Genomic DNA, 22,673 nt, shown 5'->3' with positions numbered 1-22,673 from the left:
GAGGACCCTCCATTGGAGTTAGGACCTTCCATGCACTCTGCTTCCGGCGCCACCACCGTGGACCATCATTACGACCTCGTCATCATTGGCACAGGATCCGGCAATTCCATTCCCGGGCCCGAATTCGGGGACCAGAAGATCGCCATCATCGAGGAGGGCACCTTCGGCGGCACCTGCCTCAACGTCGGATGCATTCCCTCCAAGATGTTCGTGCTCACGGCTGATACTGCCCTTGAGACTGCGGAGTCCGGACGGTTGGGCCTTGATGCCCAGGTCAATTCCGTGGACTGGCAAGGAATGGTGGCTCGCATTTTTGACGATCGGATCGATCCGATCGCTGCTGCCGGAGAGGAATACCGGCGGGGTCCGGAAACTCCCACCATTGACGTCTATGACCAGCACGCTGTGTTTGTTGGCGAACGAACCCTGCGAACAGGCCAGGGTGACCAGCAAAAAACCATCTCGGGGGAGCGGATTGTCATCGCTGCAGGCTCGCGCCCCATGATCCCGGACGTCATCTCCGATTCGGGGGTCCGCTACTACACCAACCAGGACATCATGCGGCTGCCGGAGCTGCCCAAGTCCATGGTGATCATCGGCGGCGGTTACATCGCCATGGAAATGGCCCATGTTTTTGACGCCCTCGGCTGCGCGGTGACCATCATTGCCCGGTCCACCCTCCTGGGCTACCTGGACGAGGATCTCCACCGCAGGTTCAATGACCTGGCCGTGGAGCGGTTTGATGTCAGGGCCGGGCGGACCACCACGGGAGTTGAACAGGGCGCCGATGGCGTCACTGTCAGGCTCGACGACGGTTCCTCCGCCACGGGGGAGGTGCTGTTGGTCGCCGCCGGCCGTATTCCCAACGGGGACCGCCTGGACTTGGCGTCCGGGGGAGTAGCAATGACCGACGACGGCCGGGTTGATGTTGACCAGTACGGACGGTCCACGTCCGCCGAGGGTGTGTGGGCCTTGGGGGATGTCTCATCCCCCTACATGCTCAAGCACGTGGCCAACGCCGAGATGCGCGCGGTAAAGCACAACCTCCTCAACCCCGGCAGCCTGAAGACGATGCCCCACAGCAACGTTCCGGCCGCCACCTTCACCCATCCCCAGGTGGCCACCGTGGGAATGACGGAATCGCAAGCCCGCCAAGCGGGCCACAACGTAACTACCAAAGTGCAGAACTACGGTGACGTTGCCTATGGCTGGGCCCTTGAAGACACCACCGGGATCTGCAAACTCGTGGCTGATCGCGATACCGGCAAGCTCTTGGGAGCCCACTACCTGGGCCCGCAGGCATCAACGCTGATCCAGCAGATGATTACCGTCCTGGCCTATGACCTGGATCTCCGTGATTTCGCGGAGAAGCAGTACTGGATTCATCCGGCACTTCCCGAGGTAACCGAGAATGCGGTGCTCGGACTGGAGTTCAGCTGATCTCCAGTCGCCGCGCTGCCCTGGCCGCGCTCCATCAGGTGGCCCGGTCATGACATGTGCGGGTTGCTCGGGCCCTGAAACTCTTGACGTTGACTTCAGCATGGCGTTCCAACCGATTTATGACTCCGTTGCGGACCGCGTGTGGGGCTATGAGGCGTTGGTCCGCGGAGTGGGCGGGGAGGGAGCGCCGGAAGTTCTGGCTAAGGTAACCCCCGCGCAAAAGTACCGTTTTGATCAGCAGTGCCGCGTCAAAGCGATTGAGCTGGCATCCGCACTGTTCCCTCCGGGGGAAGACTTGATGCTCTCCATCAACTTCATGCCCAACGCGGTGTATGAACCTGCCGCTTGCCTCAAAGCCACGCTGCGGGCTGCCCAGCGATGTGGATTCCCTGCGTCTTCCATCATGTTTGAGTTCACTGAGAACGAGAAGGTGTCCGACCCCGCCCATCTCCGGGCAATAGTCACGGAGTATCGCAAGCAGGGGTTTGTCACGGCAGTGGACGATTTTGGAGCCGGCCATGCCGGGTTGGGGTTGCTGGTCGATTTCCAACCGGACCTGATCAAGCTGGACATGGAGCTCATCCGGGGCATCGACGCCAGCCGCGCTCGTCGGGCAGTAGTGGCGGGCATGATCCAGATAGGCAGGGAACTCAATATCAGGATTCTGGCGGAAGGCGTCGAAACCGAAGCCGAGTTCCTGACTCTCAAGGAGGCCGGCGTGGAACTTTTCCAAGGCTATTGGTTTGCCCGTCCGGCCTTTGAGCAACTCCCGTCAACGCAAAGAACCCGGAGACTGCCTTAGCGGTCTCCGGGTTCCTGGCTGTTACTGGTTCTGACGTGGAAATCAGGTGCGGCTTGAGCCTGAGGCTTCCTCGTCCGGTTCGGACGAGAACGGCCGGTCCGCCGGCGTATCTTCCGTGTTGTCCTCGTCCAGTTCAGCCTCTGAGGACGGGACCAGCTTCTCGGCGTAATCTCCGGCGGTGTAGTCGCCTCCGGCGTCCTCTTTCAGCGTCTCGGGAGAGGTGCCGGAATCGCCATAGTCACCCTCAACATACTGGCCTTCCAGGTCTTCGCTGTCAGCAGCGGGGGTGTGGTTATCAGCCATGGTGGGTCCTGCGGCCGGTAACCAGGCCGTAGATCAGAAGCACGATGATGGAGCCGCCGATTGCCAGCAGCCATGTGGTCAGGGAGAAGAAGTCCTGCAGGCCCGTGTTGAAGATGAGGCCGCCGATCCACCCGCCCAAAAGTGCGCCAACAACGCCCAGAAGGAGGGTTACGAGCCAGCCGCCACCCTGGCGGCCGGGAAGAATAAGTTTGGCGATTGCGCCGGCAAGAAGGCCAAGAAGAAGAAATCCCAAGAAACCCATTTTGTTCCTACTTTCTCATTGATGGAAATTCCATGAACGTCATGAGGGTGTTCAGTTCACCGGTACCTGTTCCAACGTGAAGGCACCGAAATGGGGCCCGTGAAGGCCCTATGGAATATGGGGATTGAAACGGTGGCTCAATCCCCTATGAAGTTATTGCAAACGTTCAGCGGCCATTACTGCCGTATGTCCGAGTGCGGCGGTACAGCAGCAACGCTAGCGGCTCTCCGGCCAAGTAGCAAGCAACCTGTCTAATCCGTGATCTGTCCTCTACTCTTGTAACGGCGCGGTATCGGAGGGTATGGCGCTGAGTCGACCCTGAACTTCTGCGTAGCAGGAAGTCCGCGTGACAGCGCGGGGGCTGAAGACTACTGTCAAACAATAAAACTCTGGAGAGGGGTGATTCCTGTGAAAGGGAAAGTCATGTTCGCCGCCGGCGTCGCAGTCGGTTATGTCTGGGGATCAAAGTCCTGGCCTGAGGTATACCGCAAGATTCGCGGTGGTACCCACAAGGTTCTGACGGACCCCGAGATTAAGGACAATGTCCACCAGGCCACCGAAACGGTTCAGGAAACAGTTCCTGAAATACTGGACAATCTTTTTGACGCCGGCAAGAAGCTCTTTGAAAAGGCGGAGAACCTTCTTCCGGGTCTCGGCCAATCCAAGGGTGAAACGGCCGCGGGCTCCGGGAGTCATAAGCCCGTAGTCGCCACAGTTCCCACCGGCACTCCGGACGTCGTCTCGGACCCGGGATTGGGTGACTCGACCGGTGCGGACTGGACCAGCGAGGGTGGCGCAGCGCCTGAAGGCCCGGCAACCACTACGCGTCCACCCAAGGATCGATGACTCCGGCCTACCCCATGGTCCATGCGACCTACCCCGCGGCCGCCACAATCGCCTGCCCCAATTCCCGGGGCTTGGTGAACTGCGGCCAGTGACCAGTGGGCAGGTCCACCAGGTCAACGGTGCGGATCCGGGCGAGCTCGGCAGTGAACGGGTGCCCCGCGTTCATCCACTCCTGGAGAAGCGATGACGGAAATTCGCAGGCAATAATCGTCGCGGGAACTTCGTAACGGCGCTCATTGTGCAGGTGCTGCTGGTCGAACGCCACCCCCTTGGGCTGGGGAATGGCCCGTGCGCGGAAGGCGTCGCGCAGTTCCTGTGTCAGGTCTGTCAGGTCTTCGTCCTCAAAGGCTTCCCATGGGGGCAGGGGAATGCTGTCGCCTTCCTCCGGCAGCTCATCGTTGATGACACCGCCCTCTCCAAGGGGCCCGCTGTCCACGTAGATTGCCCGCGCCACTCGGTCCGGACGGGCATCGGCGACGCCATGAATGATGGCACCCCCACCCGAGTGGCCCACCAGGATGACTGAACCCCCCAAGCTGTCCACCTTCTCAACCACGGCGTCGATGTGGGTTTGCAAACCGATGCCTGCCTTGGGGGACTCGCGTGACTCCAGGCCCGGGAGCGTCAGCGGGTGCACCGAATGGCCTGCTTCCACCAACGCGGGAGTCACCCCTTCCCAAGAGGAGGCGTCCAACCAGAATCCGGGTACGAGGATGATGTCCATGCGGGTACCCTACGGGACCCCACCGACAGGGAACAGGACGTTCCGGCAAGAAACAGGCAAACCGGGGGTTGACGGGAGCTGCCACAGTGGTGATAGTTATCGTATATGATTTCATACTTGATGCAGCTCGACGAAGAGGAGGCGCCGTGACACTGGAGTTCCGGACCCAGGAACTAAGCCAGGACATGCTGGCCCGGACGCGCAAGGTCATTGCCGTCCACATCAATTACCCCAGCCGTGCCGCGCAGCGTGGGCGTACTCCTGAGCAGCCGTCGTACTTCCTGAAGCCGGCCTCGTCTTTGGCGCTCGGCTCCGCGGATGTTACTGGAACGGTTGAGCGCCCCGCCGGTTGCGAACTGCTCGGCTATGAGGGCGAGATCGCCCTGGTGATCGGCAAGTCTGCCCGCCGGGTTGGTCTCGAGGATGCCTGGAGCCACGTCGAATGGGTTACTGCGTCCAACGACCTCGGCGTCTACGATCTCCGCTACGCAGACAAGGGCTCCAACGTCCGGTCCAAGGGCGGAGACGGTTTCACTCCGGTGGGTCCCGCGCTGATCCCGGCCGATGCCGTGGACCCCACCCGGCTGCGGATCCGCACTTGGCACAACGGGGATCTCGTACAGGACGACACCACCGAGGATCTGCTCTTCCCGTTCGCGCAGCTCGTGGCGGACCTTTCCCAGCTCCTGACGCTCGAAGAGGGCGACATCATCCTCACCGGCACCCCGGCCGGCGCCTCGGTGGCCAAGCCGGGTGACGTCGTCGAGATTGAGGTCACCGGCGGTGACTTCAGCAGTGGCCGCTTGGCCACCAAAGTAACCGAAGGTACGACGCCGTTCGCGGACTTTGGTGCCCGGCCCAAGACCGATGACACCCAGCGGGAAGAGGCGTACGGTTCGCGCGAAGCCGCCGGCCTGGAGGCTTCGGAACCGGCACCTGCCGCGAGTGTGTTGGCACCGGAGCTGAAGGCGAAGCTGGAAAGTGTTGCTACCGCCACCCTGTCCTCCCAGCTGCGTAAGCGCGGGCTGAACAACGTGAGCATCGATGGCCTGCAGGCCACCCGACCGGACCGCAAAGTGGTTGGCCTGGCCCGGACCCTGCGCTATGTGCCCAACCGCGAGGATCTCTTCAAGACCCATGGCGGCGGATTCAATGCCCAGAAGCGCGCCATCGACTCCGTGAGGGAAGGCGAAATCCTGGTCATGGAAGCCCGCGGCGAGAAGGGAACCGGCACAGTCGGCGACATCCTCGCGCTGCGTGCCCAGGTCCGGGGAGCTGCCGCGATCATTACCGACGGCGGTGTCCGCGACTACTCGGCTGTGGCTGACCTGGAGATGCCCACCTACTTCGCGAACCCGCACCCGGCAGTGCTGGGCCGCCGCCACATTCCGTGGGACACGGACATCACCATCGCGTGCGGTGGAGCCACTGTGCAGCCCGGGGACATCATTGTGGCCGACTCGGACGGCATCCTGGTGATCCCGCCGGCCATCGCCGAAGAACTCGCGGACGACTCAATCCAGCAGGAAAAGGAAGAGTCTTTCATCTTCCAGATGGTCCAAGAGGGCAACAGTGTTGATGGGCTGTATCCGATGAACAAGGAATGGCAGGCGCGCTTCCAGGAGTGGTCCGCTCGCCAGCACACCGCGGAAGGAGCCCATAGTGACTGAAACCGCCGTCGGAAGTTCGCCTTTGCAAGCCAATCCTGAAAGCAAGTCCCAGCAGGCCTACGCGGCCGTCAAGGAGCGGATCATCCAGGGCACCTACACCCCGGGATACCGGCTGGTGCTTGCCAAGATCGCGGAGGACCTGGGGTTCAGCGTGGTCCCGGTTCGGGAAGCAATCCGCCGCCTGGAGGCCGAAGGGCTGGTGAAGTTCGAGCGGAACGTCGGCGCGACGGTCTCCGGAATCGACCCCACCGAGTACCTGTACACCATGCAGACCCTCAGCATCGTGGAGGGTGCTGCCACAGCGTTGTCCGCACCCTTGATCGATCCGGCCACCATTGAACGGGCACGCGCGGTGAACATGGAAATGCGTGAATGCCTGGACCACTTTGATCCCGTCCGCTTCACAACGCTGAACCAGGATTTCCACAGCATCCTGTTTGAACATTGCCCCAACCCGCACATCCTGGACCTGGTCCACCGGGGCTGGAACCGGCTGGCGTCCCTGCGATCGTCCACGTTCCGGTTCGTCCCCGGACGCGCCCAGGAATCAGTACGGGAACATGAGGCCCTGCTGCAACTTATTGAGAGTGCGGCGGACGCCGACACCATCGAAAAAGCAGCCCGACACCACCGCGCCGCCACCCTGGACGCGTACCTCGCCACCACCACGTAAAAGCAACGCGGGGTCACTTACGGCCCATAAACCCGCCTCGAATGGGCCATAAGTGACCCCGCGTTGGAAGAAAAGGAAGACAACGATGACGACCTCAGTAGAAACCTCCAAGCACTACGTCCCCCAGGACCTGCCCACCCACATCCAGCACTTCATCAACGGTGCGTTCGTTGATTCCGTGTCAGGAAAGACCTTTGACGTGCTGGATCCTGTGTCCAATGGCAACTACGCCACCGCGGCGGCCGGCCAAAAGGAAGACATCGACCTCGCCGTCGCCGCCGCCCGTGAAGCCTTCGTCAATGGGCCGTGGCCGAAGATGAAGCCGCGCGAACGCGCCCGCGTGCTGAACAAGATCGCCGACGCCGTGGAAGCCCAGGAAGCGCGCCTCGCGGAGCTTGAGACCTTCGATACCGGCCTGCCGATCACCCAAGCCAAGGGCCAGGCGCTGCGCGCTGCCGAGAACTTCCGCTTCTTCGCGGACCTGATCGTGGCCCAGTTCGACGACGCCATGAAGGTCCCGGGCTCGCAGATCAACTACGTGAACCGCAAGCCGATCGGGGTCGCCGGCCTGATCACCCCGTGGAACACCCCGTTCATGCTGGAGTCCTGGAAGCTGGCCCCGGCGCTGGCCACCGGCAACACCGTGGTCCTGAAACCCGCCGAGTTCACGCCGCTCTCCGCCTCCCTCTGGGCTCAGATCTTCAAAGACGCCGGCCTCCCGGACGGCGTGTTCAACCTGGTCAACGGCCTGGGCGAAGAAGCCGGTGACGCGCTGGTGAAGCACCCGGACGTTCCGCTGATCTCCTTCACCGGTGAAACCACCACCGGACAGACGATCTTCCGCAACGCCGCCGAAAACCTCAAGGGCCTGTCCATGGAGCTCGGTGGCAAGTCCCCGTGCGTCGTGTTCGCCGACGCCGACCTGGACGCCGCCATCGACTCGGCGCTGTTCGGGGTGTTCTCCCTCAACGGCGAACGCTGCACCGCCGGCTCCCGCATCCTGGTTGAACGAGCCATCTACGACGAATTCTGCGAAAAGTACGCCGCCCGTGCCAAGAACATCGTGGTGGGCGATCCCCACGATCCCAAGACCCAGGTCGGTGCACTGGTCCACCCGGAGCACTACGAGAAGGTGGCGTCGTACGTGGAGATCGGCAAGTCCGAAGGCCGGCTCCTGGCCGGCGGCGGCAGGCCCGACCACCTGTCCGAAGGCAACTACATCGCACCCACGGTGTTTGCCGACGTCGCGCCTGACGCGCGGATCTTCCAGGAGGAAATCTTCGGTCCCGTTGTGGCCATCACGCCGTTCGAGAACGACGACGAAGCCCTCGCCTTGGCGAACAACACCAAGTACGGCCTGGCGGCCTACATCTGGACCCAGAACCTGACCCGGGCGCACAACTTCTCCCAGAACGTGGAGGCCGGGATGGTGTGGCTCAATAGCCACAACGTCCGCGACCTCCGCACCCCGTTCGGTGGCGTTAAAGCTTCCGGCCTGGGCCACGAGGGAGGCTACCGCTCCATCGATTTCTACACCGACCAGCAGGCCGTTCACATCACGCTCGGCTCTGTTCACACCCCTAAATTCGGCGCTTAAGTCCTTTCAACGAAGAGAGAGCATCATGAGCAACAACTTCACCGGCCCCATCCCCACCCCCACGGTTCCTGCCCCGGATATTGTCCGCTGCGCCTACCTCGAGCTGGTGGTCACCGACCTGGCCAAGTCCCGCGCGTTCTACGTGGACCTCCTGGGCCTGCACGTCACCGAGGAAGACGAGAACACCATCTACCTGCGCTCCTTTGAGGAGTTCATCCACCACAACCTGGTCCTGCGCAAGGGACCGGTTGCCGCGGCTGCCGCCTTCGCCTACCGGGTGAAGTCCCCGGCCGAAGTGGACGCCGCCGAGGCCTACTACCGTGAACTGGGCTGCCGGGTGGAGCGCCGCAAGGAAGGCTTCACCAAGGGCGTGGGCGATTCCGTCCGCGTGGAAGATCCGCTGGGTTTCCCGTACGAGTTCTTCTACGACGTAGAGCACGTGGAACGCCTCACCCAGCGCTACGATCTCTACTCCGCAGGGGAGCTGGTCCGGCTGGACCACTTCAACCAGGTCACCCCGGACGTCCCGCGCGGCCGGGCCTATCTCGAGGATCTGGGCTTCCGCGTCTCCGAAGACATCAAGGACTCCGACGGCGTCACGTACGCCGCGTGGATGCACCGCAAGCAGACCGTGCATGACACCGCCCTGACCGGCGGCAACGGGCCGCGCCTGCACCACATTGCGTTCTCCACGCACGAGAAGCACAACATCATCCAGATCTGCGACAAGATGGGCGCCCTGCGCATCTCCGACCGCATCGAACGCGGCCCCGGACGCCACGGTGTATCCAACGCGTTCTACCTCTACATCCTTGACCCGGACGGCCACCGCGTAGAGATCTACACCCAGGACTACTACACCGGTGATCCGGACAACCCCACCGTCACGTGGGACGTCCACGACAACCAGCGCCGCGACTGGTGGGGAAACCCTGTGGTCCCGTCCTGGTACACGGAAGCCTCCCTGGTCCTGGACCTCGACGGCAACCCGCAGCCCATCATCGAACGCGAAGACAAGTCCGAAATGGCCGTCACCGTGGGCGCCGATGGCTTCTCCTACACCCGCCCCGATGCCGCTTCCGGTGAAGCTGCCGAGGGCTTCAAATTGGGAGCGCAGGTCTAAAATGCTGGACGCAAAGACGATCGAAGCCATAGCCGATGAACTGGTGGAAGCGGGGCGGAACCGCAAGCCGGTGCCGCGGCTGACTGCCCGTTATCCGGAGATGACGGTGGAGGATTCCTATGCCGTGCAGCAGTTGTGGATGCGGCGGAATGAGGAAGCAGGCCGCACGTTGGTGGGGCGGAAGATCGGCTTGACGTCCAAGGCCATGCAGGCCGCCACGGGCATCACGGAACCGGATTACGGTGCCATTTTTGATGACATGGTCCTGGACACAGGGTGCTCCGTGGAGTGGGACCAGTACACGCACCCACGGGTGGAGGTGGAACTGGCGTTCGTGCTGAAAAGCGCGTTGAAAGGCCCAGGCTGCACCATTTTCGATGTCCTCAATGCCACCGACTACGTGGTTCCGGCTCTTGAGATCCTGGACTCCAGGATCGAGATGGAGGGCCGGACCATCGTGGACACCATCTCCGACAACGCTGCGATGGGCGCCATGGTGGTGGGTGGCCGCCCGGTGCGGCCGGACGCCGTCGACCTTCGCTGGGTCTCCGCGATCCTGTACAAGAACCAGACCGTCGAGGAAACCGGAGTGGCAGCCGGAGTGCTGGACCACCCGGCCAACGGGGTCCACTGGCTGGCCAACAAGATCGCCGCGCACGGTGATTCCATGAAAGCCGGGGACATCATCCTGGCGGGTTCCTTCACCCGCCCGCTGTGGGTGTACAAAGGCGATACCGTGCACGCTGACTATGGACCACTGGGAGTTGTCACATGCCACTTCAACTAAGCCCCACTTTCTACTCCGCGTTGGGTGATGCCGGAAGGCCGCTGGCAGGCATGTGGGTGTGCTCCGGCAGTCCCCTGGTAGCAGAGATCTGCGCCGGATCCGGGCTTGATTGGTTGCTGATCGACGCTGAACACAGCCCCAACGGGCTCGAATCGATCCTCTCCCAGTTGCACGCCGTCAGTGGGTACCCGGTGCAGGTCATGGTCCGCCCGCCGGTGAACGATCCTGTGGTCATCAAGCAATACCTGGACCTCGGGGTGCAGAACCTCATGGTGCCCATGGTGAACTCGGCCTCTGACGCCGCAACTGCGGTTGCCGCGGTCCAGTACCCGCCGCACGGCATCCGCGGCGTCGGTTCGGCGCTGGCCCGCTCCGCACGCTGGAACAGGGTTCCGGACTATCTCGGCTCTGCGTCAGGTACCATCAGCCTCACCGTCCAGATCGAGTCCGAAGCTGCTGTTTCGGCAGTCCAGGAGATCTTGGCCGTCGATGGCGTGGACGGCATCTTCCTGGGCCCATCCGATTTGGCCGCCTCCATGGGTTTGCTGGGACAGCAGGAACATCCGGAGGTGAGGGCCGCCGTCGAGCGTTGCCTGCAAGCCGCAGCAGCGGCCGGCAAACCGGCTGGCGTGAACGCCTTCAACGAATCGACCGCCCGCGCCTACCTCGACGCCGGTGCCTCCTTTGTCCTGGTGGGCGCCGATGTTGCGGTGCTGGCCCGGGCCTCGGAAGGGTTCGCCGCGAAGTTCATCCCCGTGTCAGAGACGGCGGAGCGTGAGAGTTACTGACAGCGGTTACTTGCGGGCCATGTACCACTCGGTGAATTCGCGTGCCCGTCCGTCTTCGGCGAAGCGGATGACCCACAAGTTGTCGTAGGTGGGTTGGCCGTTGAGGTAGGTGGTGAGCCCTTGGACAAAGGCGGTATCGCCGTCCATGCCCATGAGAGTCCACTCAAAGGTCCAGTCTCCCGGCTGGTCCACGGAATCGCCGGTCCAGTGCTCAACAATCTCCTGGTGTCCGTTCCAGGGTTTGCCGGTGTGCGGCCGATCGTTGTAGACGGCGTCCTCCGTGAAGAGTGCCTTGATGTCGCCGGGCTCATTGGACGTCCAGGCGTGCTGGTACTTGTCCATCCAGGAGTTCACGTCAGAGGTCATCTACCCGTTCTACCCTTCACGGCTTCAGGGTTCAACGGCGACTGATGGTTTGGCCGGGTGATTCCCCGTGTTGATCTGCGGATATGGTCCGGGGTCAGCCCTGTCAGCGAAGCAAGCTCAAGGTCGTCGCACACGTGGTTCCGGAGCGCAAGGACAATCAGCGCTTCCCGTTGTTCGGTGATCTGTCCCCGATGCTGTTCCGCAGCCCGGAGCTCACTGCTCTTTTTCTTCAATGCCTCAACATGTGCGCCGCGGGGGAGTCCGCTCGGGTGCAGATCGTCATAAGCCAAGGCGATGGTCCTCACGGCCCTGATGTTCAGGCCGGTGACTGTTGAAAGGGTAGTCAGGGACACTCCGTCTTCCACTGCCTGCGCGATCATGTCGTTCCGCGCCGCCGTCAACGTCCTGATGGAACTGGCCGCGTGTGAGAGGAGTTGCCGGTGGACGCCCAGCGCATGGGCGAGGTGGGCGTGTTCGGCAGTGCTCGGTGCCGCCGGACGGGCGGACGTGTTGGCGCGGTAGGTGTACCTTCCGGTCGACGAACGCCCCTGTACGGGCCGGGTCCGGGCTGGCATGTGCTCCCTTTCGACGAGGACCAAGGACACTTTTGACTCCTCGAATCTAGGCAGCGTTTACCCGCGCATGGAAATACCAAAACCGCGTGAACCCATAAGTAAAGTGCATGGATGTGGTTGGTTTACGTGACTCACTGGGCGCCAAAGTTGCGGAAATGCGCCGGAGGGAACCCGCGTCATAAGGCGCCCTTATAGATCCACGCACATTAGGTCTTATCCACGGCGCGCCCGGATCCCTAGTCTCGAAAAAAGGGGATTCGCGAATCCGCGCGTCCCGGGTTCCATCTTTCTGGAGGAGACATGTCCGACTTCCTGCCGGCGTCGAGGGTCACGCGTATCAAGTCCTCTGCGAGCGTTGCCGCTGCCGCCCGCGTCCGCGAACTCAAAGCGGACGGCATCCCGATCATCGACCTGACGGTTGGTGAGCCGGACTTCGACACTCCGGACCACATCAAAGAAGCCGCAGTCGCTGCCATCAGAGATGGAGAGACCAAGTACACCTCGGTCACGGGTACACCGGAACTTCAGGCAGCCATCCTGAACAAGATCGAGCGGGACACGGGCCTGGGCTACGGCGCAAACCAGCTCACCATCGGCGGTGGCGCTAAGCAGGTCCTTTACGTGGCGCTGATGGCGTCGCTGAATGAGGGTGACCAAGTGGTCATCCCGGCGCCTTACTGGGTGTCCTACCCGGACATGGTGCTGGCCAACGATGGCACTCCGGTGATCGTCCCCTGTGGCGAGGATGTCGGATTCAAGCTCACCCCGGAAGCTCTGCGCGCGGCCATCACGCCACAGACCAAATGGGTCATCCTCAACGCACCGTCCAACCCGACAGGCGCCGTCTACTCCCGCGGGGAACTGCAGGCACTCGGCGCTGTCCTGGCGGAAAACCCGCACGTCTTTGTCCTGACCGACGAGATTTACGATGAGGTCTACTTCGGCGAAGGTCGCGTCACCAGCCTGGTCTCGGCGGTGCCTGCGCTGAAGGACCGGATCCTCCTGGTCAACGGCGTGTCCAAGGCTTATGCCATGACCGGCTGGCGTCTGGGCTACGGAGTGGGTCCCGCTCCGCTGATCGCGGCCATGAACAAACTGCAATCGCAGACGTCGTCGTGCCCGTCGTCCATCAGCCAGGCGGCCGCCGCAGCTGCCCTCAATGGTGACCAGTCCTTCGTCCGTGACTCGGTGGAGGTGTACCGGAAACGCCGGGACGCCGCCGTCGACGGTTTGAATTCCATCAACGGGCTGTCCGTGGCCCCGGCGGACGGCGCGTTTTACGCCTACGTCAATTGCTCGGGTGTGATCGGCAAAACCGCGCCGGATGGCCGCGTTATCGCCAATGACCAGGACTTCACGCTTTACCTCCTGGACGCTGCCCGCGTGGCTGTCATCCAGGGTTCTGCCTACGGCCTGGGCCCGTACTTCCGTATTTCCTTCGCCACTTCGCTGGAAACCATCACCGCCGGAGTGGATTCCATCCGCGACGCCGTGAACAACCTCAACTAGCCCCACCCAACCCAAGGAACCAACCATGATCCACGTCAAAACCAAGTTCGAGCGCCCGGAAGCCGATGTGGTGGCGCGCCTCGCCAAGTTCTCCTCCGCCACCATCCATGAAGCCCAGGGCCGCCGCGGCGCCTTGAGTTCCAGGATCAAGCCGATCGATCGCTCCATGTCCTTCTGTGGTCCGGTTGTCACCGTTGCATGCGCGCCGCAGGACAACCTCATGCTGCAGGTGGCCATCCACTACGCGCAAGCCGGCGATGTTGTGCTGGTGGGTGCGCAGGAAATGGCTGAGGCCGGCACGTTCGGCGACGTCCTGGGCAACGCCATGAAAGCCAAGGGGATCGCGGCCATGGTGACCGATTCCGGCGTCCGTGACACCCAGGACCTGATCGAGCTGGGCCTGCCCGTTTTCTCCGGCAGCGTCAGCATCAAGGGCACCGTCAAGGAAACCCTGGGTCCCATCAACCACCCGATCGTCTTCGGTGACGAGATCATCTACCCTGGCGACATCCTCCGGGGCGATGCCGACGGCGTCGTGGTGGTCCGGCGCGAAGAGGCCGAGGAAGTGATCGACCTGTCCCAGGCGCGCGATGACCACGAGCGCGAACTCATCAAGCTCTACCACGATGGCGGCAACACCATCGAGCTCTGCGGGCTGACCGAGAAGCTGAAGGAAAAGGGGCTGCTGGTGGAGGACTGATCCACCAGGACCCCAATAGCCAGCGGACGCACGGAAGGCGCTTGACGCCGGGAAGGCGCCTTGCCAGTGGGCAAGGCGCCTTCCGTGTGTGGTCGATTTGTTGATGCACGACGGCGGGTGGCCGGCACCGGGCGTACGTCCGGCAGGTGCCGGGTTCAGTCGAGCGCGGAGTGCCCGGGGCGGGTATCCACCATGTGCCATTCGATGCTCTTGCCGGCATGGGTGGGCATCAGGCTGCCTTCGAAGATGAACAGCGGTTCGCCAATACCGCCCACAGGCCGCCAGAATCCATTGCGCGGGCAGTGGAATCCGGTCCGTGCGCTGATTGCTTCACGGGTTGGCTGCGACACCCAACCGGCTGTGCTGATCTTTTTCACCGTTATTTCCTTAGAACGCGTCCACATGAAAGCGGACTGCTTTTATCGAATTGCTGGCTGATTCGATTTTAGGAAATTACAGCGGTCTTGAATAAGACCAAAGCTGTCTGTACGGATAAGGGTTTGTTATGGATGTGCAGGAAGTTGCACGGGGTCTGTTCCGTATTTGGTGATGAGCTGTTGGTGGAGCATTTCCTTGACCACCAGGAGCACGGCCGAAGCCGCTTCGGACAGCGGTTCATGATCCGGCGTGCACAGTGCGATCTTGCTCTGGAGGCCTGGTTCCACAATCCGGAGCACCTTGAAGTCCTGGTCCGGGAAGAGGGCGTCCGCTGCCGACTTCGGCAATACGGTCCCGCCAAGGTTGGCCCGGATGAGCCGGGTCAACGACGGCACCGATTCCACCTCGCCCACCAGCCGGAGCGGCAAGTCCTGGTCTGCCAGGCCCTTTTCGATGAGCTGGCGCAGCGTGTGGTTTTTCTCGGGAAGGAACAATCCGATGGCGCTGGCTTCGGCAAGGGTGATGGTGTCCTTGCCGTGGGTGACGTCCGCGTCAGGGTGCACCACCAGGTGGAGGTCCTCCACGATCATGGTGGTGAACTGCACGCCACGGATGGCTCCAGGCTCGTAGATCAGGGCCATGTCCAAGCGGCCGTTCTTGATGGCTTCACTGAGAACCCCGCCGAATATTTCCGTCAGATGGACCACGATATCCGGGTACCTGCGGCCCACTTCGCTGATGATCTGGGGGGTCAGGCTGGAGGCCATGCTGTAAGGGGCGATCGCGATGGACACCCTGCCGGACGGCGCCGCTCCCGAGGAGGCGACATCCTGCCTGGCCTGCTCAACCAAACGCAGGATCGACTGCGCGTGCCGGTAAAGGGTATGTCCGGCCGCGGTGGGTTCCACGCCTTGCTTGCTGCGGATCAGCAGGCGCTGTTTAAGATCGTTCTCCAAAGCGGACACGGTCTGGCTGAGTGCCGGCTGGGCAATGTGGAGTGCCGCTGCTGCCTTGGTGATGCTGCCCGAATCAACGATTTGAACGAAGTAGGAGAGCTTGCGCGTATCCATGTTTGCCTTCCTGGAGGGCCACGTCCCCGGTGGCATGCCGTGGGGAAAATTCTATCCGGAGCCGCTGTGGGACCCATGCCACAGTACAGCGTGGTGCAGGTCATAACGGAGACCTATCACGGGATAGTGAATAGGTCTTTGTGCAGCATGCCCGGCCGATGCGAGACTTTTGGAAAGAACTTCAGGCAACACTTTGGTTTCCCGGAGCATCTTCCCTTAAGGGGAAATTCAATTGACTTCCTGAATTTCTTCTTCCCCAACAGTAAAGCCATGGAAAGAGAATCACGTGAATCCGATGATTGATCTTGTAGCGGATCTGGGAGAGGGATTTGGCGCCTACACCATCGGCGACGATTCCGAGCTCCTGGACATCGTGACAAGCGCCAATATCGCTTGCGGGTTCCACGCCGGCGATCCCGATATTATGGCCGCCACCGTCGCCGAATGCGTTCGCCGCGGCGTCGGCATCGGCGCCCATCCCAGCTTCCCGGACCTGCGTGGTTTCGGCCGCCGGGATATGGGCCTCACGGCAGCAGAAGTTCAGAACGATGTTCTGTACCAGCTGGGTGCGCTCAACGCTTTTGCCGCTTTCCACGGCACCAAGGTGGAACATCTTGCACCCCACGGCAGGCTTGGCAACCTGGTGGCCGTCCGGCCCGACTATGCCAAGGCTGTTGCCGAGGCGGCCGCCCGCGTGGATTCCGGCCTCACAGTGGTAGCCCAAGAGGGCGAACTGGCCACAGCGGCCCGCGAAGCAGGCCTCAACGTCGCCATCGTGGGGATTGTGGACCGCGCTTACCAGGAAGACGGCACACTGGTTCCCCGCAGCCAGCCCGGTGCCGTCCTTCACGATCCCACCGAGATCGTGGACCGGACCCTCCGTATGGTCGCCGAAGGCAAACTCCGCTGTGCGAACGGGGTGGACATCGATATCACCGTGGACACCGTCCTTCTGCACGGCGACAACCCCGGGGCGGTGGAACTCGCGCGGTTGATCCGGACGGAACTGCTCGCCGCCGGCGTCCGGATCGCACCCTTGACCCAGGTCATGGCAGCACGGGAGAAGGTGGCCTGACGTGTCGCCATCCACAGCCTCACCCACCGAGATCCACGAATCCGGCGATTCCGCGCTCCGCGTGGTGGCGATCTCCCCTGACTCCGAAGAGAACTGGGCAACCGTCCACCGCCTGGCCAGTTGGCTGGAGGACTGCGGTGCCGAAGGGCTTTACGGCGCGGTCCCCACCTACGACTCCGTCCTGGTGGAATTCGACTCCGTCCTGGTCTCTGCCCGGCAGATGCGCGCTTTCGTGAAGCTCGGCCTCACAGAGCTGGGGCGCGCAGGTGGAGCAGCCGTTGCTCCCCGATACTTCGATGTCCCCGTTGTTTACGGCGGAGAGTACGGCCCGGACCTGGAAAAGGTAGCAGCGCACCAAGGCCTCACCACGGATGAAGTGATCCGGCTCCACACCGGAAAGACCTACACCATCCGTTGCTTGGGAGCGCCGGCAGGATCACCCATGATGGACGGCCCCGCTTTCCCCAGGCCTGTACCGCGCTTGAAGGACCCCCGGTTGAGTGTCCCCGCCGGCGCAGTCTCGGTAGCGGGCCGCCAAGCTGTCATCGCGCCGGCCGCAGCCCCCGGCGGCTGGTGCGTCATCGGTCAGACCCCCTACTCGGTGTTGAACATTCGGCGCGAACCACTGGTGCCATACCGGCCCGGCGACATCCTCACGTTCAGGCAGATCCAAGCAGAAGATTTCGGCGGCTTTGCAGGCATGGAGCTTCAGCCCAGCGACCTGCCAGCCGGCCGCCGATCCAGCGATCCGGGCGCGACGCCATGAGCGGCGGGATCCTGATCCAGCAACCCGGAAATTCCGTGGTTACCGATTTGGGTAGGACACGCGGACCCCGTTACGGCCTCCCCGTCAACGGCGCCGTGGACCAATACTCGGCCCGTGCCGCCAACATCCTGGCCGGCAACCCGGATAACGATCCCTTGGTGGAAATCACGGCCCTGGACTTCCGGATGCAAGCCACCACGGACCTTCTCATCTCCGTCACGGGTGCCCCGCTCACGCTCACAGTGGGTGGCCGTGCCTGCAGCCAGTGGGAACCGGTATCCGTCCGGGCCGGAGAAACCGTCTCCCTTCGTGGCATCCACCGCGGCCTCCGCGCATACCTGGCAGTTCACGGCTCGGTGGAAGCCGAAACCCTGCTGGGCAGTGCTGCGCCGGATACGGTCGTGGGCTTCGGGTTGCAGTTGCGTGAGGGAACCATCCTGGCCACCCGCCGCAGTGTGGGCCCCATACGCCAGCCCTACTTCGATCTTCCCCTTTTCCGGCTTGGCCTTGAACGGCCCAGCATGGGGCCCGATCTGTTGGTCGATGTGACCGACGGGCCGGACGTCGCCGAGTTCGGCGAATCCGGCCAACTCCTCTTCTCCTCGGAGTACACCGTCAGCGGACGCAGCAACCACATCGGGTTGCGGCTCGGGGGTGAACTGCCGGAAAGAACCTCACACGGCGAGGTACTTTCCCGCGGGGTGCCGGTTGGCGCCGTCGAGGTTCCCTCCAGGGAAGAATTGCTGGTCCTGCACCGCGGGCGCGGCGTCACCGCCGGATATCCCGTCCTTGCAGTGGTGACCAGCACCGGACTGGATGTCCTGGCCCAAGCGCGGCCGGGGGACAACGTCCGTTTTCGGAAAACCACCGTGGCAGAAGCAACTGCCGCCTACCGGCGCTCGCGGGCCCAACTCGAAACACTCCGCGAATCCGTCACCACCGTCTTCGGACTCCTCGGCATCGGATGCCATCCCCAGTGGCAGGACCTGCCAGTTGCGGCATGCAGCTAGAAACCTGTCGTCATCCCCAGTTGGCGTTGCTACGCTCATCCCAGTAAGGAAAAGTCATGACCGCAAGCACCAACGCTGCGCCCGCGCAGCATGAGCGGCTCACGGGCCGCCAAACCCGCAAGGTTGTCACCGCAGGGTGCGTTGGCATCTTTGTGGAACTCTACGACAACGGCATTTTCGCTTTCATGGCCGGAACGCTGGCGCTGGTCTTCCTCGCCCCGGGCAACCCTGACAACGCACTGCTCTTTGTGTTCGCCGGCTACGCCGTCTCCTTCTTCGTCCGCCCGCTTGGCGCGATTGTTTGCGGTTACCTGGGAGACCGGATCGGCAGGCAAAAGCTACTGGTCTTCGTGATCATGCTGATCAGCGTGGCCACTGCCGGCATCGGCCTGCTGCCGCCCTACGCGGCAATCGGCATCGCGGCTCCCATCCTGCTGGTACTTCTCCGCTTGGTCCAAGGCTTCTCCGTGGGTGGCGAGGCTGCCGGCGCCATGACCTTCCTTGCCGAACACGCACCCGAAGGCAAGCGCGGCATCATCACCTCCTACGCCCAGATCGCCTCCTTCGCAGCACTCCTGACCGGTACTTTGGTTGCCTACTCCATGTCACCGTGGCTCACCCAGGCAGCGATCGACGGCGGTGGATTCGGCTCGTTCGCCTGGCGCATTCCGTTCCTGGTCGCCATCCCCATGGGCATCATCGGCTGGTACATCCGCAAGGCCATCAGCGATACCCCCAACTTCGAAAAGCTGAAGGAAGAGGGCGGCCTTTCCAAGAACCCGCTCAAGGAAGCCCTGGCCAGCCCGGTCCACCGCCGCGCCATGCTCCTGGCCCTGTTCATCCCGCTGATGAACGGCTCCGGCTACTACGTCCTCTTCTCCTATATGCCCACTTTCCTCAAGGGCAAGCAACTGAACTTCACCATTGGCGAGGCCCTGCTGGTGACCGCCTGCAGCCTGGTGGTCATCTGCATCGCGATCCCGTTCATGGGCTCACTGTCTGACCGCGTGGGCCGCAAGAAAGTCATCGCCGGCTCCGCGATCGGCATGGCGGTCCTGGGCATCCCGTCCTACGCGCTGATCGCTACCGGCCAGATGGGCCTCGCTATCCTGGGCGCCTGCATCATGGCGGTCATCTTCGCCGGCCACACCGCCGTCATCCACATCCTGCTCGTTGAACTGTTCCCCACCCGGGTCCGGTACTCCGCTTACGGCGTGGGCTACAACATCTCCTCGGCACTCTTCGGCGGTACGGCTCCGCTGCTCATGACCTGGTTGATCAGCAGCACCAACAACATCTACATGCCGGCGTTCTATGCGGTCATCACCGCACTGGGCACGCTCATTGCGGTCAGCACGGTCAAGGACCGTGCACACGAGCCGCTGCGGGACGCCTAGAACCTACCAACCGGGCGGGCGCCATCCATGATGGCGTCCGCTCCTTCCCCACCTTTGGAGGACCCCATGACTTTTTCCGACTACACCACAGCCCTCGTTACCGGAGCTTCCACCGGTATGGGCGCAGCGATCACCGAGCGCTTGGCCAAGCGCGGACTCACCGTCCATGCCGTTGCGCGCAACGAGGAACGCCTCGCGGAACTCGCCGACCGCACCGGAGCCATCCCGCACGTCGTTGACCTGACCGACACAGCCGCGCTGGCCGCCGTCGTCAATGATCTCACCGTGGACGTCCTGGTGAACTGCGCCGGAGTGTCCCGGCCCGGCAACATCCTGGACTCCTCAGAGGAGGACATCGATGAACTGGTGGACGTGAACCTGCGCGGCCTGCTGCAGCTCACCCGCTTGGTGCTCCCGGGCATGGTGGAACGCGATCTGGGCCATGTCATCAACATCAGCTCCATTGCCGGTGTGTACAACTTCTACGGCCACACGGTCTATCACGCCACCAAGGCGGCCGTGCACCAGATTTCCCGCCAGCTCCGCAACGACACCGTTGGCAAGCGCATCCGCGTCACGGAGATCTGCCCGGGCCGCGTGGAGACGGAGATCTTCGGCCGCAACATGGGCGGCACGCCGGAAGCCATGGAAGAAGCATGGAAGACCTACTACGAAGGCTACGAGTCACTCACCACCGATGACATCGTCAATGCCCTGGACTACGCGATTGAAACGCCACGTCACGTCAACGTTGGCATGCTGGAACTCATGCCCACGTTCCAGGTGCCCGGCGGCCTGACGTTCGATCGTCGCTGAGTCCCCCCGAATTCCGGCGGCATCACTCCCGCTGCCGGAAATACAAGCTGGCGGCCGCATCACCGCGGCCGCCAGCACCCGTTTAAGGACTTTTTAGCTCACGACGCCGGACGGGTCAGTCCTCGTCCAGCGTTTCAGTGAGGTGGTGGCTGGGAATACGGTCACGGTCGTACGTGATTTCCGTGTAGCCGTGCGGTTGGGGCCGACCATCCGTCCCCAGGTTGACGAAGACGATTTCCTCGATGGTGAGGATGGGCTGCCGCGTGATCATGTTGCGGACTTCGGCGCGCATGGTCAAGGATGTCCGGCCGAAACGCTTGGCCGTGAGCCCCATCTCGATCAGGTCACCTTGCACTGCAGAGCTCACAAAGTTGATTTCGGAAATGTACTTGGTGACGGCACGGCCGTTGCCGAGCTGGAGGATGGCGTAGATCGCTGCTTCTTCATCGATCCACTTCAGCAGGCTCCCGCCGAAGAGTGTGCCATTGGCGTTAAGGTCCTCGGGCCGCACCCATTTGCGGGTCCGGAAGGTGATGTCTGCTTTTTCCATGATTCGAGATTATCGAACTGCTGGCGTCGCCGCTTGAAGTTGCCTCCAGATGTCGCGGTGCCGGTCGCGGACCTAAGCCATGGCCGTGTGGGAGGCACTGTGGGAGTCGATCCGCTTCGAGTAGCAATACGACTCGTCAACCCCAATGTACGGGCCAAAGTTGGGCACTGCAGCGAAACCGGCGCTCTCGTAGAAACTGCGCCCGTCTGATTGCGCGGAGCCTGCCTCTGCGGCGATGACACTGAAACCGTGCGAGTGGGCCTGGGCTTCCAGGGCGGCCAGGATGGAGCTGGCAACTCCTGATCCCCGTGCGTAGGGAACCACATACAGCCGCTTGATCTCGGCCGTCTTCTCATCCAGCATCCTCAAGCCACCGCACCCCAGGGGCTGGCCGGAACATTTCTCGTAAGCAACCACAAAAACGGCAGTATCCGCCTCCGATGGCGCCGGCCCGGGTTCGTGATCCGTGGTGCCAAACTTGCCGTCAAGCTCTGCCTGCTGGGCTGCGCGGAGATCGGCGCCCACAGGGTTGGCCCATGTGACCTGCCGGATGTTCAGCCGCGGGTTGGTCTGCATCTGTGCCTCAATTCGCCGGGGTTCGCTGGAGGTTCCTATGCTTCACAAGCCTAGGGAGCTGCGGTTACCGCGTTGTTTCCTGCGCGTAAGCGTCGGGAGAAATGAGTGGCCTGCGTGGTGTCAGCCGCAGGTGGTTGGGGACGGGACTAGTAGGCCTCGCCGGTGGGATCCTCGGCGGTCGGGTCCTTGAGGGCCGGGCCACCTGCGGGCGTCTGTTCCCATTCCACAACCCGCCAGCCCGCCAGTGGATCGCCCTCGAGCGCCACAAATCCCGTGTTGGGAAGCAGATGCGATTCGGCAAAGACTTCATCGATGCCCTCTGCCCGCAGGGCCGCCCAGCAACGGATGGCAGCGCCGTGGCTGACAACAGCCGCTGTGGAGTGACCCGCTGCGGCCACCCTTTCCACCGAGGCATCAAACCTGGCGAGGAACGCGTGGCCGTCAAAGGCACCTGGCATGCTGACGCCCAAATCACCGGAAGTCCACGAGAAGACCGTTCGCATGTAGTGCATGTGCGATTCGTGGTCGGTCAGCGTTTCCAACGCCCCGGCTTCGATTTCGTGAATACCGTCAAGGACCTCAGGGGTCAAACCCTTGGCCTTGGCCAGCGGCGCGGCAGTCTGGTGGGTCCGCACCAGGGTGGAAATGTACAGGGCCCCGATATCCTCGTTGGCCAACGCCTGTGGCAGTGCCTCGGCCTGGCGCTGGCCGAGTTCAGTGAGTCCAGGTCCGGGGTAGGCAGTATCGAGCTGGCCCGCCACATTGCCGGGTGTTTGGCCGTGCCTGATCAACAAGAGCTTCATGGGTAATACTCCTCACGCCGTCGTCAGCCGAAAACGGGCCGGGGCAGGTGGCCCCGGGCCCGCTTCG

General features: G+C 62.8%; 26 protein-coding genes. 16 read left to right on the top strand and 10 right to left on the bottom strand.

From position 1 onward, the window contains the following. Window positions 1-30: 30 nt before the first annotated feature. Together mtr and JOE60_RS17185 are read left to right on the top strand one after the other, a co-directional pair. On the top strand, window positions 31-1,440 hold the full coding sequence (gene mtr / locus JOE60_RS17190) for a mycothione reductase (protein ID WP_167268546.1): 1,410 nt from the start codon (window positions 31-33) through the stop codon (window positions 1,438-1,440). Between the two features lie 100 nt (window positions 1,441-1,540). Then, window positions 1,541-2,242: an EAL domain-containing protein gene (locus JOE60_RS17185; RefSeq protein WP_167268548.1), complete on the top strand. Its 702-nt coding sequence runs from the start codon at window positions 1,541-1,543 to the stop codon at window positions 2,240-2,242. A gap of 42 nt (window positions 2,243-2,284) precedes the next feature. On the opposite strand, the gene JOE60_RS17180 is transcribed toward JOE60_RS17185, so the two are convergent. Both JOE60_RS17180 and JOE60_RS17175 read right to left on the bottom strand, forming a co-directional pair. Further along, window positions 2,285-2,545 (bottom strand): hypothetical protein, encoded by a 261-nt coding sequence (locus JOE60_RS17180; RefSeq protein WP_167268550.1) that lies wholly within the window; start codon window positions 2,543-2,545, stop codon window positions 2,285-2,287. Further along, window positions 2,538-2,807: a GlsB/YeaQ/YmgE family stress response membrane protein gene (locus JOE60_RS17175; protein WP_167268552.1), complete on the bottom strand. Its 270-nt coding sequence runs from the start codon at window positions 2,805-2,807 to the stop codon at window positions 2,538-2,540. Before JOE60_RS17175 ends, JOE60_RS17180 begins: the two co-directional genes overlap by 8 nt. Before the next feature lie 408 nt (window positions 2,808-3,215). Here JOE60_RS17175 and JOE60_RS17170 point away from each other — a divergent pair, with 408 nt between their 5' ends. Next, entirely contained in the window at window positions 3,216-3,653 is a 438-nt protein-coding gene (locus tag JOE60_RS17170; protein WP_167268554.1) for a hypothetical protein, read from the top strand. Between the two features lie 28 nt (window positions 3,654-3,681). On the opposite strand, the gene JOE60_RS17165 is transcribed toward JOE60_RS17170, so the two are convergent. Then, the gene (locus tag JOE60_RS17165; RefSeq protein WP_167268556.1) at window positions 3,682-4,377 is read right to left on the bottom strand and encodes an alpha/beta fold hydrolase; all 696 of its coding nucleotides are present in this window, start codon (window positions 4,375-4,377) and stop codon (window positions 3,682-3,684) included. 146 nt (window positions 4,378-4,523) lie between these two features. On the opposite strand from JOE60_RS17165, the gene JOE60_RS17160 reads away from it, so the two are divergent. The 6 genes from JOE60_RS17160 to JOE60_RS17135 all read left to right on the top strand — a co-directional run bounded on the left by JOE60_RS17160 (window position 4,524) and on the right by JOE60_RS17135 (window position 11,015). After that, on the top strand, window positions 4,524-6,047 hold the full coding sequence (locus tag JOE60_RS17160) for a fumarylacetoacetate hydrolase family protein (RefSeq protein ID WP_167268558.1): 1,524 nt from the start codon (window positions 4,524-4,526) through the stop codon (window positions 6,045-6,047). After that, the gene (locus JOE60_RS17155) at window positions 6,040-6,720 is read left to right on the top strand and encodes a GntR family transcriptional regulator (protein WP_167268560.1); all 681 of its coding nucleotides are present in this window, start codon (window positions 6,040-6,042) and stop codon (window positions 6,718-6,720) included. The genes JOE60_RS17160 and JOE60_RS17155 overlap by 8 nt, the downstream gene beginning before the upstream one ends. 85 nt (window positions 6,721-6,805) lie before the next feature. After that, window positions 6,806-8,317 (top strand): 5-carboxymethyl-2-hydroxymuconate semialdehyde dehydrogenase, encoded by a 1,512-nt coding sequence (gene hpaE / locus JOE60_RS17150; protein WP_167268561.1) that lies wholly within the window; start codon window positions 6,806-6,808, stop codon window positions 8,315-8,317. 25 nt (window positions 8,318-8,342) lie between these two features. Next, window positions 8,343-9,440, top strand: coding sequence for a 3,4-dihydroxyphenylacetate 2,3-dioxygenase (hpaD, locus tag JOE60_RS17145; protein WP_167268563.1), 1,098 nt, complete (start codon window positions 8,343-8,345; stop codon window positions 9,438-9,440). 1 nt (window position 9,441) lies between these two features. Further along, window positions 9,442-10,227, top strand: a complete 786-nt coding sequence (hpaH, locus tag JOE60_RS17140) for a 2-oxo-hept-4-ene-1,7-dioate hydratase (protein WP_167268565.1) — start codon at window positions 9,442-9,444, stop codon at window positions 10,225-10,227. After that, entirely contained in the window at window positions 10,212-11,015 is an 804-nt protein-coding gene (locus tag JOE60_RS17135; RefSeq protein ID WP_167268566.1) for an aldolase/citrate lyase family protein, read from the top strand. Before hpaH ends, JOE60_RS17135 begins: the two co-directional genes overlap by 16 nt. 6 nt (window positions 11,016-11,021) lie before the next feature. Here the strand turns inward: JOE60_RS17135 and JOE60_RS17130 are convergent, their stop codons facing one another. Continuing rightward, the gene (locus tag JOE60_RS17130; RefSeq protein WP_167268568.1) at window positions 11,022-11,381 is read right to left on the bottom strand and encodes a nuclear transport factor 2 family protein; all 360 of its coding nucleotides are present in this window, start codon (window positions 11,379-11,381) and stop codon (window positions 11,022-11,024) included. Beyond that, window positions 11,378-11,986, bottom strand: coding sequence for a hypothetical protein (locus JOE60_RS17125; RefSeq protein ID WP_239528898.1), 609 nt, complete (start codon window positions 11,984-11,986; stop codon window positions 11,378-11,380). The genes JOE60_RS17130 and JOE60_RS17125 overlap by 4 nt, the downstream gene beginning before the upstream one ends. 270 nt (window positions 11,987-12,256) lie before the next feature. On the opposite strand from JOE60_RS17125, the gene JOE60_RS17120 reads away from it, so the two are divergent. Next, window positions 12,257-13,465: an aspartate transaminase gene (locus JOE60_RS17120; protein WP_167268570.1), complete on the top strand. Its 1,209-nt coding sequence runs from the start codon at window positions 12,257-12,259 to the stop codon at window positions 13,463-13,465. A gap of 25 nt (window positions 13,466-13,490) precedes the next feature. Continuing rightward, window positions 13,491-14,165: a 4-carboxy-4-hydroxy-2-oxoadipate aldolase/oxaloacetate decarboxylase gene (locus JOE60_RS17115; RefSeq protein WP_167268572.1), complete on the top strand. Its 675-nt coding sequence runs from the start codon at window positions 13,491-13,493 to the stop codon at window positions 14,163-14,165. A gap of 155 nt (window positions 14,166-14,320) precedes the next feature. On the opposite strand, the gene JOE60_RS17110 is transcribed toward JOE60_RS17115, so the two are convergent. Continuing rightward, window positions 14,321-14,542, bottom strand: a complete 222-nt coding sequence (locus JOE60_RS17110) for a hypothetical protein (protein ID WP_167268574.1) — start codon at window positions 14,540-14,542, stop codon at window positions 14,321-14,323. 126 nt (window positions 14,543-14,668) lie between these two features. Continuing rightward, complete coding sequence (locus JOE60_RS17105; RefSeq protein ID WP_167268576.1) at window positions 14,669-15,613, bottom strand: LysR substrate-binding domain-containing protein; 945 nt, start codon at window positions 15,611-15,613, stop codon at window positions 14,669-14,671. A gap of 286 nt (window positions 15,614-15,899) precedes the next feature. Here JOE60_RS17105 and JOE60_RS17100 point away from each other — a divergent pair, with 286 nt between their 5' ends. The 5 genes from JOE60_RS17100 (at window position 15,900) to JOE60_RS17080 (ending at window position 20,677) form a co-directional block, all read left to right on the top strand. Next, entirely contained in the window at window positions 15,900-16,688 is a 789-nt protein-coding gene (locus JOE60_RS17100) for a 5-oxoprolinase subunit PxpA (protein ID WP_204814956.1), read from the top strand. Between the two features lies 1 nt (window position 16,689). Next, entirely contained in the window at window positions 16,690-17,454 is a 765-nt protein-coding gene (locus JOE60_RS17095; protein WP_167268578.1) for a carboxyltransferase domain-containing protein, read from the top strand. Then, window positions 17,451-18,464 (top strand): 5-oxoprolinase subunit C family protein, encoded by a 1,014-nt coding sequence (locus tag JOE60_RS17090; RefSeq protein WP_167268580.1) that lies wholly within the window; start codon window positions 17,451-17,453, stop codon window positions 18,462-18,464. The genes JOE60_RS17095 and JOE60_RS17090 overlap by 4 nt, the downstream gene beginning before the upstream one ends. A 56-nt stretch (window positions 18,465-18,520) precedes the next feature. Beyond that, on the top strand, window positions 18,521-19,861 hold the full coding sequence (locus JOE60_RS17085) for an MFS transporter (RefSeq protein WP_167268582.1): 1,341 nt from the start codon (window positions 18,521-18,523) through the stop codon (window positions 19,859-19,861). A 66-nt stretch (window positions 19,862-19,927) separates the two neighbouring features. Then, window positions 19,928-20,677, top strand: coding sequence for an SDR family oxidoreductase (locus tag JOE60_RS17080; RefSeq protein ID WP_167268584.1), 750 nt, complete (start codon window positions 19,928-19,930; stop codon window positions 20,675-20,677). A 115-nt stretch (window positions 20,678-20,792) separates the two neighbouring features. Here JOE60_RS17080 and JOE60_RS17075 read toward each other — a convergent pair whose 3' ends face one another. The 3 genes from JOE60_RS17075 to JOE60_RS17065 all read right to left on the bottom strand — a co-directional run bounded on the left by JOE60_RS17075 (window position 20,793) and on the right by JOE60_RS17065 (window position 22,606). Then, window positions 20,793-21,227, bottom strand: a complete 435-nt coding sequence (locus tag JOE60_RS17075; protein WP_167268586.1) for an acyl-CoA thioesterase — start codon at window positions 21,225-21,227, stop codon at window positions 20,793-20,795. A 72-nt stretch (window positions 21,228-21,299) separates the two neighbouring features. Continuing rightward, window positions 21,300-21,803: a GNAT family N-acetyltransferase gene (locus JOE60_RS17070; protein WP_167268588.1), complete on the bottom strand. Its 504-nt coding sequence runs from the start codon at window positions 21,801-21,803 to the stop codon at window positions 21,300-21,302. A 146-nt stretch (window positions 21,804-21,949) separates the two neighbouring features. After that, the gene (locus tag JOE60_RS17065; protein ID WP_167268590.1) at window positions 21,950-22,606 is read right to left on the bottom strand and encodes a histidine phosphatase family protein; all 657 of its coding nucleotides are present in this window, start codon (window positions 22,604-22,606) and stop codon (window positions 21,950-21,952) included. Window positions 22,607-22,673: the final 67 nt, after the last annotated feature.

The sequence above is a fragment of the Paenarthrobacter ilicis genome, assembly GCF_016907545.1.
Taxonomy (GTDB): domain Bacteria; phylum Actinomycetota; class Actinomycetes; order Actinomycetales; family Micrococcaceae; genus Arthrobacter; species Arthrobacter ilicis.
This window is presented reverse-complemented; position numbering and strand designations above follow the sequence as displayed.

Coding starts and splice junctions, on each gene's coding strand:
- mtr (WP_167268546.1), top strand. CDS start 31: ATGCACTCTGCTTCCGGCGCCACCACCGTGGACCATCATTACGACCTC.
- JOE60_RS17185 (WP_167268548.1), top strand. CDS start 1,541: ATGGCGTTCCAACCGATTTATGACTCCGTTGCGGACCGCGTGTGGGGC.
- JOE60_RS17180 (WP_167268550.1), bottom strand. CDS start 2,545: ATGGCTGATAACCACACCCCCGCTGCTGACAGCGAAGACCTGGAAGGC.
- JOE60_RS17175 (WP_167268552.1), bottom strand. CDS start 2,807: ATGGGTTTCTTGGGATTTCTTCTTCTTGGCCTTCTTGCCGGCGCAATC.
- JOE60_RS17165 (WP_167268556.1), bottom strand. CDS start 4,377: ATGGACATCATCCTCGTACCCGGATTCTGGTTGGACGCCTCCTCTTGG.
- hpaE (WP_167268561.1), top strand. CDS start 6,806: ATGACGACCTCAGTAGAAACCTCCAAGCACTACGTCCCCCAGGACCTG.
- hpaD (WP_167268563.1), top strand. CDS start 8,343: ATGAGCAACAACTTCACCGGCCCCATCCCCACCCCCACGGTTCCTGCC.
- hpaH (WP_167268565.1), top strand. CDS start 9,442: ATGCTGGACGCAAAGACGATCGAAGCCATAGCCGATGAACTGGTGGAA.
- JOE60_RS17135 (WP_167268566.1), top strand. CDS start 10,212: ATGCCACTTCAACTAAGCCCCACTTTCTACTCCGCGTTGGGTGATGCC.
- JOE60_RS17130 (WP_167268568.1), bottom strand. CDS start 11,381: ATGACCTCTGACGTGAACTCCTGGATGGACAAGTACCAGCACGCCTGG.
- JOE60_RS17120 (WP_167268570.1), top strand. CDS start 12,257: ATGTCCGACTTCCTGCCGGCGTCGAGGGTCACGCGTATCAAGTCCTCT.
- JOE60_RS17115 (WP_167268572.1), top strand. CDS start 13,491: ATGATCCACGTCAAAACCAAGTTCGAGCGCCCGGAAGCCGATGTGGTG.
- JOE60_RS17105 (WP_167268576.1), bottom strand. CDS start 15,613: ATGGATACGCGCAAGCTCTCCTACTTCGTTCAAATCGTTGATTCGGGC.
- JOE60_RS17090 (WP_167268580.1), top strand. CDS start 17,451: ATGAGCGGCGGGATCCTGATCCAGCAACCCGGAAATTCCGTGGTTACC.
- JOE60_RS17085 (WP_167268582.1), top strand. CDS start 18,521: ATGACCGCAAGCACCAACGCTGCGCCCGCGCAGCATGAGCGGCTCACG.
- JOE60_RS17080 (WP_167268584.1), top strand. CDS start 19,928: ATGACTTTTTCCGACTACACCACAGCCCTCGTTACCGGAGCTTCCACC.
- JOE60_RS17075 (WP_167268586.1), bottom strand. CDS start 21,227: ATGGAAAAAGCAGACATCACCTTCCGGACCCGCAAATGGGTGCGGCCC.
- JOE60_RS17070 (WP_167268588.1), bottom strand. CDS start 21,803: ATGCAGACCAACCCGCGGCTGAACATCCGGCAGGTCACATGGGCCAAC.
- JOE60_RS17065 (WP_167268590.1), bottom strand. CDS start 22,606: ATGAAGCTCTTGTTGATCAGGCACGGCCAAACACCCGGCAATGTGGCG.